This window comes from Paenibacillus sp. JT22N7, from assembly GCF_059383875.1.
On the sequence record NZ_JBXENY010000002.1, the window covers coordinates 355,461 to 370,640 of the forward strand.

The window sequence follows — 15,180 nt, forward strand, 5'->3', positions numbered from 1 at the left end:
GGCAATATATAGCTGCTTCGTTCCAATTAAGGATTCTCTGCCTTGTGAAGCTGATTCCGAACACGGTATTTGCTGGGACTGGCGTGAAAATGAGCCCGGAAGGCGCGGCAGAAATAAGGATAGCTGCGAAACCCGGAGGCTTCGGCGATATCTTCCAGTTTCATGTCACTGTATAGAATTCTCTCTGAGGCAATAGACAGCCTGATCTCAATGACATAACGCATTGGAGATTGCCCGAACGCTTGCTTGAACAAGTGGGAGGCTGTCGATACGCTGATGCCGTAACGTTCTGCGATATGGGTCAGCGTCAGCGGCTCGGTAGCATGCTTCTCCAAATACTGCTTCATTTTGTAAGGAATGTTGAGCTCCGGCCTGGAGGCCGTCGCCGTCTGCTTCCGTATTACATATCTCTCGATAGTTAGACATAAAACTTTGATTAAAGCGTCTAACATTTCCGCATTATCCCCATGAATATTCCGCTTCTCATAGATCAGTTTTCTCCACAATGCCAAGAAGTCTTCTGCCGTATCCAGATGAACCTTGCTTGGAAAATCGTTCCGGCTGCACCACTGCTGAACCCATGCTTGGCTGCAGGTTAAGTAGTAATCGGCGCTCTCAATTGGCTGAGAGGCGTCAGCGTCTTTATCGGCCTCAACCACTAGCCGGTAGTATTCCCCTGGCTTGCGGATGATCAGATCGCCGGGCTGCACAACATATATCTCATCGTTAATCTCGACACGGCATGTTCCTTTTACCTGGAACCGCAGGAGCAAGCGATTGTCAGCTGTGCCCTTTTGCAAGGAGCCGGTGAATGGTGATGTATGATGAGAATAACCGGTCAACAGGCAATCGATCCACGATGAATCTATCATTTGCTGCCACCTCCAAGTGAGTAAATTATTACTACTATCATAAATGTTGCAAAATAAGTCAACAAGCAGAGAATCGGATATTCACATCTAAATCAATTGTCACTATACTGGGGATTAATTAAGTAAAGGAGATGGTAGTTTGTTAAAAGATAAGATTGCGGTTCAATTGTATACGCTTCGCGAGGAATGCCATGTGGATTTCCCTGGAGTTCTTCGTAAAATAAGTAAAATTGGCTATGGCGGTGTACAGTTTGCGGGCTTTCAAGGCTATGACCCGCAGGAACTCAAAGCGGTTTTGGACGAAGTTGGATTGAAGACCGCGGGCATGCATGTTGGTTTCCATGACATTGTTACGAACACAGGCAAAGTGGTCTCGGACGCCAGGCTGTTCGGCACGCGGGATATTATTTGCCCAAGTATTCCCGCTGAGCTGCGAAATGAAGGCGGATACAAACAACTGAAGAAAGATTTGAATGGTATTGCGAAGCATTTGAAGGGCGAAGGCTTCCGAATCAGCTATCACAATCATGCTTTTGAATTTGAAACGGTGATAGAGGGGCAGGACGCGCTTTCATACTTACTTGAGGCTGCTGTAGACAATGAAATCCTCGCAGAGTTGGATGTATATTGGCTTCAAAAGTGCGGTTTTGAGCCAGCATCATTCTTCAAACCATATGCGGGCAGGATGCCGATTGTCCATATGAAGGATATGACCGCAGACGGTGAGCAGGCATTTGCGGAAATCGGTACAGGATTGATTGAATTTGAACCGATTATTCGCTGGGGAGAGGAGAACGGAGTCGAGTGGTACGTAGTAGAACAGGATGTTTGCAGAACAACACCGATGGGCTGCGTGCAAACTAGCTTTAGCAATCTATATCAATTAATGTCCAATTTGCAACCGAATCAGTTCGGTGAAGACTGAGAACGCGACTGCCGAAAAGGCGAACCTCAGTGAGCTGCGAATCGAACAACCGGAACAGCTTTGCTTGCTTTTTTTGTAGAGAGAGCTCAGTTCTTCCGAACATCAAACCATCCGGCGCTTCTCAGCTGAAGCGCCGGATGGTTTGCCCGTTGTGGAAAGGGCCGGCAATGCGGATATGCTCATAGGGCTCGCCCTGGTTGGCGAGGCGCCACAGCATTTTCTCAGCCGCTTTATATCCGGTCTCCCTGATCAGAAGCTGGGGGCGGCTTAAATGCGGCAGCGCCGCCACCGGTCCGTTGGCCAAGCCGACTAGGGAGATATCCTCCGGGATGCGATAGCCGAGGGAGGTAAGACTGTCGTACAGCCTTACGATATCTTCATCGATGGCGGCAATGATTGATGTTGGTTGGCTGCTGCGCAGCTTGTCAATCAGCATGAACTCGTCCCAAACGTCCGTTATATGCAGTTCTGCGTCATGATCCAACTGAAGCTCACCCATCATTTCCTCAAACGCCTGCCATCTTCTTGTATACCCTCGCTGGCTGTGAATATCTCCTACGTACATAATACGGGTATGGCCAAGCTGCGCGAGCCGGTCCACGGCCAAGCAGACGGCTTCGAACACATCCCAGATTACGCTGTCGATTCGGGAAAGCGGTCTCGGATAATTAATCAGCACCTTGGGTAAAGGCAGCTCGAACAGCTTGCGCTCTGTGGAGTCCGAGAGCAGTCGGGGTGCGATGAACAGACCGTCGGCCGTCGGCAAATTGCGCTGCTCCATCCAGTCCGAGAATGCGTGATCCGGCACATCCTCATCCAGCACATAGCTTTCCAGTCGATGCTCCAATTGATCGAGCCTCTCTCTTATCCCCTCTGTCAACAATACGTTGTAATTCATAGATTGCCGAGACTGTATCAATACAAATCGAAATTGGAAGGTTGGATAGGGCGTGATGCCGCGGCTGACCATCGCACGTGCCTGAGATACAGTCAAATAGCCGCGTACGAAGGCTGTTCGGATAATGCGGCTTCGCGTTTCCTCTGACATGCCGGCTCGTCCGCTCAGCGCTTTGGATATGGTCTGAATCGAAATACCAAGTTCTTTGGAAAGATCGTGCAGAGTAATCGATTTACGAGTTCCCAATTTCAAAACCGCCTTCCTCTTTTCTCCGTGTGGTTAGGGGATGCGAACGTAAAGCCATTGTCCACGCTAACGCTTGACAGCTCTATTTTAAACTAAAGTTGAACTACTTTAGAAGTCCCCCGACTCCTATAATGAAAATACTTTCAGAGGAGGGGTTAAGTGTGAGAAAAATAGAGACGGATATTGTGGTATGCGGCGGAGGGCCGGCGGGGATTAATGCGGCGCTGGCAGCTGGAAGGAGCGGGGCGCGAACACTTCTAGTTGAACGATACGGTTTTCTTGGGGGCATGTCGACTACAGCTTTGGTCTATCCATGGATGACCTTTCACACGATGGATGGCAAGCAGGTCATTGCCGGAACGGCGCAGGAAATTGTAGACCGCTTGATGGTCGAGGGGGCTTCGCCCGGTCATGTTCGCGATACGGTAGGCTTTGTAAAGACGATCACCCCTTATGATCCTGAAGTGTATAAGGTGTTAATCATTGATATGCTGCGCGAGGCGGGTGTGAAGGTGCTGCTGCACAGCTTCATGGACGAAGTGCAGACCAGGGACGGCCTCATTGAAACGGTACGATTGGCTACCAAGTCCGGGAAGTACGAAATTTCGGCATCGCAGTTCATCGATGCGACAGGGGATGCCGATCTTGCCTATCTGTCAGGTGCGCCGTGCTTGCAGGGACGCGACAGCGACAATTTGACGCAGCCGATGACGATGAAGTTCCGAATGAGAGGCGTTGACCTGGCGAGAGTTAAACGGTATATGATCGACCATCCGGACGAGTTTTACAAGAAGACGCCTTTCGATGAGCTGGAGGAACTGCCATTGACCGGCGTATTGGGTTACTTCAAGCATTGGAAGGAGGCTGACCTGCCCATTAACAGAGACCAGGTCCTTTTCTTCACAGGTCCGGGACCGGACGAAGTGCTTGTCAATACGACTCGTGTTCAAGGGCTGGATGGAACTGAATTGGAGGATTTGACGGAAGGAGAGGTGCAGGGCAGGAAGCAGGTGCGCATGGTCGCGGATTTCATGACCCGCTGCTTGCCAGGCTTCGAGAACGCTTCCATCTCTTCGGTCGGAGCGCAAATCGGCATACGAGAGAGCCGCAGAATAGACGGCTGCTATTCACTCCAAGTACAGGATGTTGTAGATGGACGCGCGTTTGATGATTGCATTGCACGAAGCGGCTATCCCATCGACATTCACGATCCGTCCGGCAAGGGCGTACAGGCCGCATGGGTCAAGGGAGACGGGGCATACGATATTCCTTACCGCTGTTTGCTGCCAAAGCGGATTGACAATCTGCTCGTGGCAGGCCGCTGCATTTCGACGACGCATGAGGCGCTGGCAACGACGCGTCTGACACCTAGCTGCATGGCGACGGGACAGGCTGCCGGTACGGCGGCAGCAATTGGATGGGAGCAGGGTATATCACCGGGAAAAATCGACATTGGACAGCTGCAGGAGCGTCTAATTCAAAATGGCGCGCTGCTGCGCAGTGGGCAGACTGTATAGCTCGCATCCGCCAGCGAGATAACGGCCAAATTCAATTGAAGAAATAAATGGAACATGGTAGACTTTTTCATAAGGTCGCCTCGTATCGGAAGTTTGTTGGAAAACAAACATTCTACCGGATGAGCGGCCTTTTTTTTTACCGTGTGATAGTATATGTTTGCGCTTATAATCTGTCAGGAGGAGTCGGTGAAATGAAGCGGTATATTTCGATACGAGCCAAATTTATAACCATGTTCGTTCTGCTCATCACCATTCCATTCCTGATTAGCGGAATCAGCACTTACAATAACTTTGCGGAGGAAACCGAAAAAAACTCCAGAGCGTACTCCATGCAAATTATGAATCAAGTGAAAATTAATTTGGAAAATACGATAAAAGGTGCGGACAGAATAACGGTGGCTCCCTTGTATAACGAAGATGTGCTGCGTATTTTGGAGAAGCACAGTTATGAAGAACCAGGCGAGGAGAAGCTTATTCCGTCAGCGGAAATTACCAAAATGGCAAGAGTAGCAGCTTCGCTCACATTGGATCAGCCTGGAATTGAACGAATGATTTTTTTTACCCGCGACGGTATTATGTACAGCGTTCAAGAAAAACTGACACAGCGTTATTGGAACGAGAAAGGAAATGGCTGGATGCAGGAGGTGTTGGATGCTGAAGGAAGGCTTGTCATCATCGAACCTCACGAGACGACTTATTACAAACGATCGGAGCGGGTAATTTCCGCTGCCAGAGCATTGAATCACCCTGCAACGGGGCAAAGCATCGGGGTCGTCAAAATTGATTTTAACATGAAAGAGCTCGAAGCGTTATTGTCAGAAGTATGGCTCAGCGACAACAGCCAGTTTTACTTGACAAAGGATAACGGCGAGCTGTTATTTCCGGATGGACTGGTTAATTTCCCGGATACCGGTCCGGGGGACGGAACGATAGATTGGAATGACCAGACTTATATGTACACAACCATGCACTCCAAATCAACGAAAGTGAATATTCACGGACTTATCCCGATGGCCGATTTGCAACGGGGAGGCAAGGAAATCGTCGGATTTACGATCCTCATTTCAGTAATATCGCTTATCATTGCCTATTTGCTTGCGATCTTTACGTCAGAGCGGCTGGTCAGGCCGATTCGTTATCTTCAATCGCGCATGCGGCGGGTAAAGGACGGGGCTTTCAGCGAACGGGCAGATTTGAGCTTGATGAATCGCGATGAAATTGGGCAATTGGCCCAGGGTTTTAATCTGATGGTGACGGAAGTGGAGCGGCTGGTCAAGGAAGTATATGAAACGAAGCTGCGCGAACGCGAAGCCGAGCTGTCGGCTCTGCAAAGCCAGATTAATCCGCATTTTCTGTACAACACGTTGGAATTGGTAAGCATGCAGGCGCTGAAGGAGAGAAATCTCGAAATCAGCGACATTGTTGCCAGCTTGGGGAAAATGCTGAGATACACGGTTGACAAGCAGGAACGGCCGGTGCAATTGAAGGAGGAGATACGGTTCGTTCACGCCTATTTGCAAATTCAGTTATCCAGACATGGCGAGAAGCTGTGTTCGGAAATGTATGTGGATCCGTCCTTCGAATCTTGTCTTGTACCAAAGCTGCTGCTTCAGCCGCTGGTTGAGAATGCATTGGAGCACGGAATGGGGAATAGAGGATTAACGATAACGATCAGGGCATCCGTGCTGGATCAGGATTTGCTCCTGACTGTACAGGATAATGGGGTGGGGATGCCGACGCAACGTTTATTGGAGGTTCGCGAGCAGATGTTGTGCAAGCCGGAGCGGGACGGCAGCCGTCCAAAGTTTGGAGACACACTTAAAGGCTATGCCATCAAAAATATTCACCATCGCATTCAACTGCTTTATGGCGTGGAATACGGCTTAAGCGTGGAGAGCGATGAGGCTTCCGGAACACTATGGAGAATCCGGCTGCCATTACGTTGGGGGGAATTAGAATGTACAATGTGATGCTGGTAGAAGACGAGAAGAAAATTCAAGAAGGGTTAAAGATAATGATAGAGGAAGTGATCGGCAGTTACAGGGTAACCGCAGAAGCGGAGCACGGTTTCGCTGCGCTGGAGCTTCTCAGAATGCAGTCGGTGGATTTGCTGATCACGGATATCCGTATGCCCCAGATGAACGGAATCGAGTTATTGCGGCATGTCCGGGGGGGGTATCCCAACCTTCCTGTATTAATCATCAGCGGGCATGAAGATTTTACTTATGCCAAGGCGGCGATGCGTCACAATGCGTCGGATTACATCCTGAAGCCGGTGGACCGGATTGAGCTTTCCTATTTTCTATTGAATTTGAAAGCGCGGCTGGACCGCGAGCGGGCGGTAGAGATGCCTAACGCCGAAGCAGCCCATGAAGATCTGACGATTCGAAGAGTGAAGGAACTGGTCGCCTCTTGTCTGGATCAGGATGTTTCACTTCCATTCATCGCGGAGCAGGTGCATTTGAATCACCAATATTTATCCACATTGTTTAAAGTGAAAACCGGGCAAAACTATTCTGATTATGTGACGGCCTGCCGGATGAGTAAAGCCAAGGAGCTGCTGACCCATACACATCTGAAAATATACGAGGTCGCAAACCTTTGCGGCTATGCCAGCGCCAATCACTTTATGGCCGTGTTTCGGCAGCATTGCGGAGCGAAGCCTACCGAATATAGAAAAAGGCCGCTGAACTAAGGCCGGTTAGATCATTGAGCACAAAACAAAACAGATGCTATAAATATCGTAGCTTTTCTCGAACTTGCGTTGTTTTTCACTGACAGGCTGACTTGTATACTTGTTATTAAGCGCTTCTAATTGGTGCAGAGACTTCATGTATTGCGACAGAATGATTGCATTCGGATATTCGGGAGGTGTAAGAGGAAATCTGGTCTGGGTTTTATTGGAAGCGCTTACAGTGAGACTGCAAGAGAAGAGCAAATGAAATGACATGAAAGAAAGGATGTGGTGGATAATGACTATTCGTACAAAAAGATCTACAGCGTTATTATTAATCCTAAGTATGCTGTTCACGGGTTTAATGGGCTCGAGCCGTGTGCAGGCCGAAGCCGAAGCGGAGTCTGCTAACCGGATCGTATTCGAGGATTTCGAGAACGTCGCTCCGGACGATTACAATGTTGAGGTGGAACCGCCATTCGCTGTTCACGTCATGGAGACGACGAGCACAACTGTCAAGCTGCAGTGGAATCCGTTGCCAAGCTCTGATGTTAGCCAATATGTGATCTACAACGGCGACAGTCCTGCGGTTTCCGTAAGTTTTTCCACCTATGATGCGAATGGCGGTCTATATAGCGCGCTTGTGTTCAATCTGGAGCCTAGCACCGAATACGCCTTTACCATAAGAGCGCATACGACGACTGAGTTGACCTCTGTGCCGAGCAATGAGGTGATCGTATCCACACCGGCACTTAGCGGTGCTTCAGCAACCCCGCTGACGGTCGCGGGTTATCGGGCCAGCGGCAGCGATTCCAATATTCCGGAGTATGCCATTGACGGCGATATTCAGACAAGGTGGTCGGCGTATGATGACGGGCAATGGATCGAACTGGATCTGGGCTCGGAACAGCTGGTTTCTTATCTGGGAGTTGCTTTCTACCGGGGAGACAATCGCCGTAAGACCATTGATATTGAGGTTTCGAACGACCAGACCAACTGGACCCGCTTATACAGCGGCGACAGCAGCGGCACGACGACGCAGGTTGAAGCCTTTGGTTTTGAAGCCTCCACTGCCCGTTATGTACGGGTTGTCGGGCGCGGAGCAAGCGAATGGACAAGCATAACGGAAATTCAGGTTTACCCTCCCCATGTGGACGGGGTTATATTAAGGGATGTGGAGATTCCACCAACAGGACCGGATCCGGATTCCCCAATTCCGACAAAAGCTGGTCTCTATTATGCGGATGGCACACCGCATGTGCCGCATGAGGCTCAGGCAGTGACTGGTTCTACGTATAATGTCTTGGACTTCGGCGCCGATCCTGCCGACAACGGAATTGATGACGCTCAAGCTATCCGGGCTGCACTGGCTGCAGCGACGCTTGGGGACGAAGTTTATCTTCCGAACGGACACTATCAATTAACGAGCACAGATATGGACGGAGTTACCCATTTCATTATGAAATCCGGCGTGCAGATGCGCGGCGAGAGTCAGGATGGCGTTCTGCTGGTCTCCGACCATGCTAATGAACAGGAAGAATATGCTACGGTTGAAGGCATCGTATTTCGCATGGCTGGACAAAACAATATTAAGATCAGCAACATGACAGTTACATCCAGCTGGGACTTGAATTATTCAACGAATACGTCGGTTGCGAATCCGGATCGGGGCGGACCTAAGCAGGTGATCATGATTACCGCCGCTTCCGGCAAACCGTCATATAACATTACGCTGGACAATCTGACGATCGAGAAGTTTCAACGGATCGGCGTTGTCATTACGAACAGTCATGATGTCATTGTGGAAAATTCGCTTTTTCGCAACGCGACGAACTTAGCCGAGGGCGGAAATGGATATGGCGTGTCCATCGAAGGCAAGTCCAAGGAAAGTCGGCTCGGCAGAGAGGACGATTCTCGTTTCAATGTCGTTCGCAACAACGAGTTTATCGGTCCCTATCTGCGTCACGGAACGATGGCGCATTCTTACACGCATAACAATCTCATTGAAAACAACTACTACTTGAACTCGGCATTAGACGCTATTGATTTCCATGGAGAAGACGAGTATATGAATGAAGTAAGCGGCAACCATATCGTTGGCGGCGGCGAAGCGGCTGTCGGCGTTGGCAATCCGGGCGCTACACATGATGCCGCGGGACCTGGCAATTATATTCATAACAATTTAATCGAGAATGTGAAACGGTATGGGGTACAGGTGTATTTGGGATCTCCGGATACGATTATCGAGAATAATACCATTACCGGATTTACGAACGCGGGGAGCCAGGGAATACGTCTGAAAAATGCGCCCGGAACGAAAGTGAAGGGCAATCAGATCGTGAACAATACGGCTCCCGACTTCTGGGGCATAATTGCCATGAAAGACGATGGCGATCCGACCAACGCCGGGAATGGCGCAGGAATACCCGAGAATATTGTCATTCAGGACAATCATGTTACGGGGAATACGAATGGCGTTATGATCTCGCACGGTACGAATATTCGTCTCTTTGGCAATGAGATCAGCGGAAATAATGGGACGGATTATGAGAATCAAGTGGCGGTTTCCGAGCTGCTGTCGGCAACCAAGGCGGCAAGTGTACAGAAAAATGCTCAGAACGCCCCGGTTACGGATCTCTTACAGATTAAGGGTGGAGAAGATAGCGAATCGGCGAGGAGCTATCTGCAATTCGATCTGAATCCCATTGAAGGCAAGCTGGCTACCGCCTGGCTCTATGTTTATGGACAGGCGCTGGAGAGCCCTGCTGGAGAGACGGGAGCTGCAACTTCTCTCTATGCAGTGGACAGCAATGACTGGGACAGCGATACAATGCAATGGAATTCGTACCAGTCTCCGCCAGAGCTGGGCGAGAAGCTCTCGACTGTGCAGCTGAATAATAACGGCGAGAATGTCTGGTATGTATTCGATGCGACTGTGCTCTTGCAAGAACGGCTGGATGGAGATCGGACGATATCGCTTGCTTTTGCCCAGGATGCCGATCAAATCGGTTACTTGACGCAGCTATATAATGGAACCGACTCCAGCTATAGGCCTTACCTGCGGGTTGAAACTTACCCTCCCGTCGAACTTGCGGCCGTAGCGGTAAAGGCGGATCGTTCGCAGCTGGTGCCGGGCATGACTACCCAACTGCATGTGACCGGCACATACAATACAGGATCGGAGGCTTCGTTGGAAAATGCGGACATATCTTTCATAAGTCTGACGCCGGATCTAGTGACTGTTGATCATACGGGCGTGGTTACCGCGCTTCAAGCTGGAGAAGCTACATTGCAGGCAGCTGTCGTCTTGGATGGCGTTGCTCGCACTGGAACGTTCGTTCTTAATGTAACCAATAATCTAGCGATTACTGCGCAGTTGTCGGTCGACTCCACGTTGGGTACAAATACAAAAGATAGAGTACTTGACGGAAGCTTGGAAACCCGCTGGATATCAAACGGCTCCCAAGCGCCTTATCTGATGCTGGACTGGACAACGGAGCAAACGATCAACCAAGTGAAGCTGTGGAGCGGACATGTGCCGGTTATAGGCTCGGCCAACTGGCATGTCAGAGATTTTGATCTGCAGTTCTTGGAAGACGGAGAATGGAAGACGATAGCCGAAGTCCGAGATAATGATCAGGACGCTTTTTGGGGTCAGTATACGATGTTGAATTTGGAAAATCCCATCGTGACGACTGCCGTGCGCTTCCATTTTGTCCGTCCGTCATGGGGCAATGGCAATTCGAATGATATGATGGCCAGAATCAATGAGGTGTTTGTCGGCTTCGTCAACGATTAGGGACCATCTCGGCCTAAGTCCTTGTCACGCGGGCTTAGGCCGAATTTCTGTTATATACCTGATTCTATTAAAGTACTCGAATTTACATAGTTTTTCTCGATTTCGTGTTATTTTTTCTGGGAGCCATCAAATTTATACTAGTAATAGAAAGCGATTACAAACATTGAGAGGGGCATAAAGATGAAGAAATACGGGTTAGTCTTGCTGTCTGTTATTTTGCTGCTCGGCTTGCTGAGCGCATGCGGAGTAAATGGAAAGAACAATAATGGCGCCGCAAAGGCAAACAAGGAAAATGCGAACAATACGCCGAGTGCGGAAGTGGCTGCTGAATCAAAAGATCCTGTGGAGCTTGAGATGTCCGTTTGGGGCAGCGATGCCCAGGTGGCATTGTATGACGAGCTTGCTGAGGAATACAATAAGCTCCATCCGAATGTGACAGTCAAAACTACCGTGATTCCGTGGGCGGACTACCAGCAGAAACTGGCGATCATGGCAGCGACCAAAACTTCGCCTGATATCGTATGGATCTCAGAGCGCATGATTCCGCAATTTATGAATGGGGGCCAGCTGCTGGATATTTCGTCCGTGAAAGAGGATGCGGCTTATGCGTTCGATGATATACTGCCATCCACGCTCACTGCATTTGAAAAGGAGGGCAAGCTCTACGGCATTCCATTTTCTACGCCGCCTCAGGTCGTTTTCTACAATAAAAAGCTGTTTGAAGCGAATGGATTGAAGTCGCCAATGCAGCTTTATGAAGAGGGCAACTGGACTTACGATGAGATGGTCAAAGCGTCCGAAGCGATATCCAAACCGCAAGAAGGGGTATACGGCGTGAAGTTCATACAAAGTTCCTCCAACTGGTCCGATAATCTGATTCCATTGATTTGGGCGATGGGCGGCGAAATCTTCAACGAAGACACAACGCAATTCGCTATGAACACGCCGGAGACGGCCAAAGCGATCAATCTCTTTAAAGGGCTGATCGATAAGAAAGCGCATCCAAGCATCGGCGAGCAGTTAACTTTCGATACAGGTAAGCTTGGTATGGCGTTTGAGAACGTTACCCGTACAAGCGCTTACCGTGACAAAGTCGATTTCGAGTGGGATATTGCTCCGCTTCCGAAAGGCGACCATGGCGTCACGGTGCCTATCGGCTTTGGAGGCTATTCGATCTTCAAAGATGCAGAGTATCCGGAAGAAGCATTGGAATATTTAAAATTTATTAGTAATAAGGAAAATGCAGCAAAAGTAGCCCAGTTTTTTGTGCCGCAGAGAAAGTCTGTCCTTTACTCCGATGAGTATCTTAACAAGTTCTCGTTCCCGACTGTTGAAACGATGAAAGTGGCTGCATACGATCGGTTGGCCGAAGGTGAAATCCGGCCTTCCCATCCGAACTGGGTCAAGATTGACGAGCAGGTGACATTAAACCTAGACGCGATTTTGCTCGGTTCCAAGACAACCGAGCAAGCGTTGAAAATTATGGAAGACAGCATTAATCCTCTATTGAAGTAACCCTCCTGAACGGTGGAGTATTGCGAGATCGCCATATGAACAATAGGGCGATCTCGTATATTAAAGAGAGGGTTTCGTCATATTCACAACAGGAGGTAGGCGCAAATGGCCGGAGGTAAGCCAGCAGGTTTAGCAACTATGAAATCAAAAGAAATGTGGGCGGGATATTTGTTTATACTGCCTATTGTGGCGGGATATTTAATCTTCCTGTTTGGCCCGATCGTTTACGCTTTCGTGATGAGCTTTACGAATTGGTCGTTATTTGGGAATAAGGCGTATATTGGTTTGGATAACTATATTTACGCCATGCGCGATGATCCCGTCTTTTGGGATACGGTCGTTAATACTATATATTTCTCTGCGGGTTTGGTCCCGCTGAACATTGTATTATCGCTTTTGCTGGCCATGCTGTTGAAACGGAAAATATGGGGCATTGGCTTGTTTCGGACTGCGATCTTTACGCCGGTAGTCGTTTCCCTCGTGGTTTGGGGGATCGTATGGAAGTTTATTTTCTCTACGGACGGCGGCTTAGTCAATCTGCTGATCCGAACGTTTGACGGAACGGAGATTCCCTGGCTTTTCTCGGAAACTTGGACGATGCCTACCGTTATAGTGGTCAGTGCGCTTAAAGGTGTGGGCATGAACATGGTCATCTTCCTGGCCGCTTTGCACGATGTGCCAAAGGATTATTACGAGGCTTCCAAAATTGACGGCGCTTCGCGCTGGGAAACCTTTAAATCCATTACACTGCCAATGATTACGCCAGCCGTATTCATGGTAACGATAATTACCGTTATCGGTTCTCTTAAAGTGTTCGGACAAATCTATGTGATGACAGGCGGAGGTCCGGGAACAAGCACGTACGTGATGGTCTTCTACATTTTCAAACAAGCGTTCCGCGCCTACGAATTCGGTTATGCATCGGCACTGGCATTTATTTTGTTCAGCATTATCCTGATTCTGACTTTGATACAGTGGAAACTAAGAAAGAGATGGGTACATTATGAACAATAAAAAGATAACATCCAACCTTGCATCCTATCTGGTTCTAACAATCGTTTCCCTCATCGTGTTGTTCCCTTTTTTTTGGATGGTCAGCACATCCTTGAAGACGGAATCCGAGGTGTTTCTATTTCCCCCCCAGTGGATACCCGCAGCTTGGGAGTGGATCAATTATATTCGCGTGTTTACGGAGATGCCGTTTCATCTCTACTTTTTTAATAGTATGTATATCGCGGTGCTCGTCACGGCAGGCACTTGTTTATTGTCCGCATTGGCAGGCTATGCGTTTGCCAGATTGCACTTTCCATTCAAAAACGCGATCTTTCTGTTCCTGCTCAGCGGGATGATGATTCCCACCGAAGTTACGGCCATTCCTTTATTCAGCTGGATGTCAAACCTCGGATTCATCGATACGCATATTCCTCTGATTTTTCCGCCAATGCTTGGATCGGGAGGGATGTTTGGAGTATTTCTCGTACGTCAGTTTCTAATTACTGTTCCTATTGAACTGGATGAAGCAGCCAAAATGGATGGGTGTTCGCCGTGGCGCACGTTCAGGTCGATTATGCTCCCGATCGCCACACCCGCATTGGCAACCGTAAGCATCTTTACATTTATGAATAGCTGGAACGAGTTTTTTGAACCGCTTATTTATTTAAATACGAAGGAATTGTTCACGCTGCCGATCGGCTTATCCATGCTGACTACGGATGCCGGAGTGGACTGGCCGCTGCTGCTTGCCGCTTCGACCATAGCAACAGTCCCGATTCTGCTCGTTTTCTTCCTGGCTCAAAACAAGTTTATTGAAGGCATTGCCAATACGGGCTTGAAATAATGCGTTTTCTCCAAAAAGGACTGATACCTAATATACATGCAGTAATTTTCACATGCGAACGTCAGCCTAATAATGGACTGACGTTTGTATTTTGCACATAAAATGCCTACGGTTAACACAACTCTGATCCTCAAGATGATAAGTTCTTTAATTCTAGCAAGTTGATTCTCCCCTTAATTGATGACGAAACACAATCCCCGTGTCATACCGATCAATACAGCGTTATAATTAATATCCCGTACATGCTCATAGCTAATGCGATGACATCAGGCACAGCATAATGAATAGACAGTTTTGAAATTTCGACTATAAACCCCCATGTTACATTAGAGTCAACTAGGTGGAGTACACCTAATGAAACGATACTATTCGATTGGCGAGATGGCTAAGTTGGGCCATATAACGATTGCAACACTCCGACCGACATTATGATCAAAACGGCTTACTCACCCCAGCTAAAGTCGATCATGACATCGGATATCGATAATACTATGCGGGTAATGAATTAATTGTATTTACTAATGAAGTTTTTCCGGGAATGAACGATAAAGCGGTTTCCCTTTTTTCCGAAGGTGATACCGCGCTCTTTAACAATGTTGTAATCAAGCACTTGAGTAAGACTAAAATGCTAGATAGCGTTGTTCGCAGCGAAATATCCCATCATCATTGTCATCACGACTCCATGAGTACCAATAGCAGACAACGAATTTTGAATCAGAACACATCTTTTTTACTAATGGGACACTTCCTTATCAGGCATTATTTTATCATGAAAGTAGTTGAATTTATTTTGTGTGCATAACGAAAATTTTTTTCGTAAACCACTTACAAAAATAAAGCAAATATATTATAATTACAAACATAGAAGAAAGCTTGTAGGCCGCTTTACATAAAAAT

Annotated in this window: 10 protein-coding genes; 8 read left to right on the forward strand and 2 right to left on the reverse strand. The window is 48.3% G+C overall.

Annotation, left to right across the window (positions count from 1 at the left end):
- Positions 1-26: 26 nt before the first annotated feature.
- Positions 27-872, reverse strand: a complete 846-nt coding sequence (locus AC50Y5_RS06255; protein WP_494859232.1) for a helix-turn-helix domain-containing protein — start codon at positions 870-872, stop codon at positions 27-29.
- 139 nt (positions 873-1,011) lie between these two features.
- On the opposite strand from AC50Y5_RS06255, the gene AC50Y5_RS06260 reads away from it, so the two are divergent.
- Positions 1,012-1,797, forward strand: a complete 786-nt coding sequence (locus AC50Y5_RS06260; RefSeq protein WP_056042957.1) for a sugar phosphate isomerase/epimerase family protein — start codon at positions 1,012-1,014, stop codon at positions 1,795-1,797.
- Positions 1,798-1,918: 121 nt separating this feature from the next.
- Here AC50Y5_RS06260 and AC50Y5_RS06265 read toward each other — a convergent pair whose 3' ends face one another.
- Entirely contained in the window at positions 1,919-2,947 is a 1,029-nt protein-coding gene (locus tag AC50Y5_RS06265; RefSeq protein ID WP_056042955.1) for a LacI family DNA-binding transcriptional regulator, read from the reverse strand.
- Between the two features lie 125 nt (positions 2,948-3,072).
- Between AC50Y5_RS06265 and AC50Y5_RS06270 the strand changes: the two genes are divergently transcribed.
- The 7 genes from AC50Y5_RS06270 to AC50Y5_RS06300 all read left to right on the forward strand — a co-directional run bounded on the left by AC50Y5_RS06270 (position 3,073) and on the right by AC50Y5_RS06300 (position 14,283).
- Entirely contained in the window at positions 3,073-4,458 is a 1,386-nt protein-coding gene (locus AC50Y5_RS06270) for an FAD-dependent oxidoreductase (RefSeq protein ID WP_056042953.1), read from the forward strand.
- Positions 4,459-4,649: 191 nt separating this feature from the next.
- A complete protein-coding gene (locus tag AC50Y5_RS06275) occupies positions 4,650-6,428 on the forward strand; it encodes a cache domain-containing sensor histidine kinase (protein ID WP_056042951.1) in 1,779 nt (592 codons plus the stop codon).
- Positions 6,416-7,153, forward strand: a complete 738-nt coding sequence (locus AC50Y5_RS06280; RefSeq protein ID WP_056042948.1) for a response regulator transcription factor — start codon at positions 6,416-6,418, stop codon at positions 7,151-7,153. The genes AC50Y5_RS06275 and AC50Y5_RS06280 overlap by 13 nt, the downstream gene beginning before the upstream one ends.
- Before the next feature lie 277 nt (positions 7,154-7,430).
- Positions 7,431-10,931 carry a discoidin domain-containing protein gene (locus AC50Y5_RS06285; protein WP_494859236.1) on the forward strand — a complete coding sequence of 1,167 codons (3,501 nt, stop codon included), beginning with the start codon at positions 7,431-7,433 and terminating at the stop codon, positions 10,929-10,931.
- Positions 10,932-11,111: 180 nt separating this feature from the next.
- Entirely contained in the window at positions 11,112-12,446 is a 1,335-nt protein-coding gene (locus tag AC50Y5_RS06290; RefSeq protein ID WP_494859238.1) for an ABC transporter substrate-binding protein, read from the forward strand.
- 105 nt (positions 12,447-12,551) lie between these two features.
- Positions 12,552-13,460, forward strand: a complete 909-nt coding sequence (locus tag AC50Y5_RS06295) for a carbohydrate ABC transporter permease (protein ID WP_494859239.1) — start codon at positions 12,552-12,554, stop codon at positions 13,458-13,460.
- On the forward strand, positions 13,450-14,283 hold the full coding sequence (locus AC50Y5_RS06300) for a carbohydrate ABC transporter permease (protein ID WP_056042941.1): 834 nt from the start codon (positions 13,450-13,452) through the stop codon (positions 14,281-14,283). Before AC50Y5_RS06295 ends, AC50Y5_RS06300 begins: the two co-directional genes overlap by 11 nt.
- The last annotated feature ends 897 nt before the right edge of the window (positions 14,284-15,180 follow it).

Bases quoted from the DNA above. Each gene is read 5' to 3' on its own strand.
- AC50Y5_RS06255 (WP_494859232.1), bottom strand. From the start codon at position 872: ATGATAGATTCATCGTGGATCGATTGCCTGTTGACCGGTTATTCTCAT.
- AC50Y5_RS06270 (WP_056042953.1), top strand. From the start codon at position 3,073: ATGAAAATACTTTCAGAGGAGGGGTTAAGTGTGAGAAAAATAGAGACG.
- AC50Y5_RS06275 (WP_056042951.1), top strand. From the start codon at position 4,650: ATGAAGCGGTATATTTCGATACGAGCCAAATTTATAACCATGTTCGTT.
- AC50Y5_RS06280 (WP_056042948.1), top strand. From the start codon at position 6,416: ATGTACAATGTGATGCTGGTAGAAGACGAGAAGAAAATTCAAGAAGGG.
- AC50Y5_RS06285 (WP_494859236.1), top strand. From the start codon at position 7,431: ATGACTATTCGTACAAAAAGATCTACAGCGTTATTATTAATCCTAAGT.
- AC50Y5_RS06290 (WP_494859238.1), top strand. From the start codon at position 11,112: ATGAAGAAATACGGGTTAGTCTTGCTGTCTGTTATTTTGCTGCTCGGC.
- AC50Y5_RS06295 (WP_494859239.1), top strand. From the start codon at position 12,552: ATGGCCGGAGGTAAGCCAGCAGGTTTAGCAACTATGAAATCAAAAGAA.
- AC50Y5_RS06300 (WP_056042941.1), top strand. From the start codon at position 13,450: ATGAACAATAAAAAGATAACATCCAACCTTGCATCCTATCTGGTTCTA.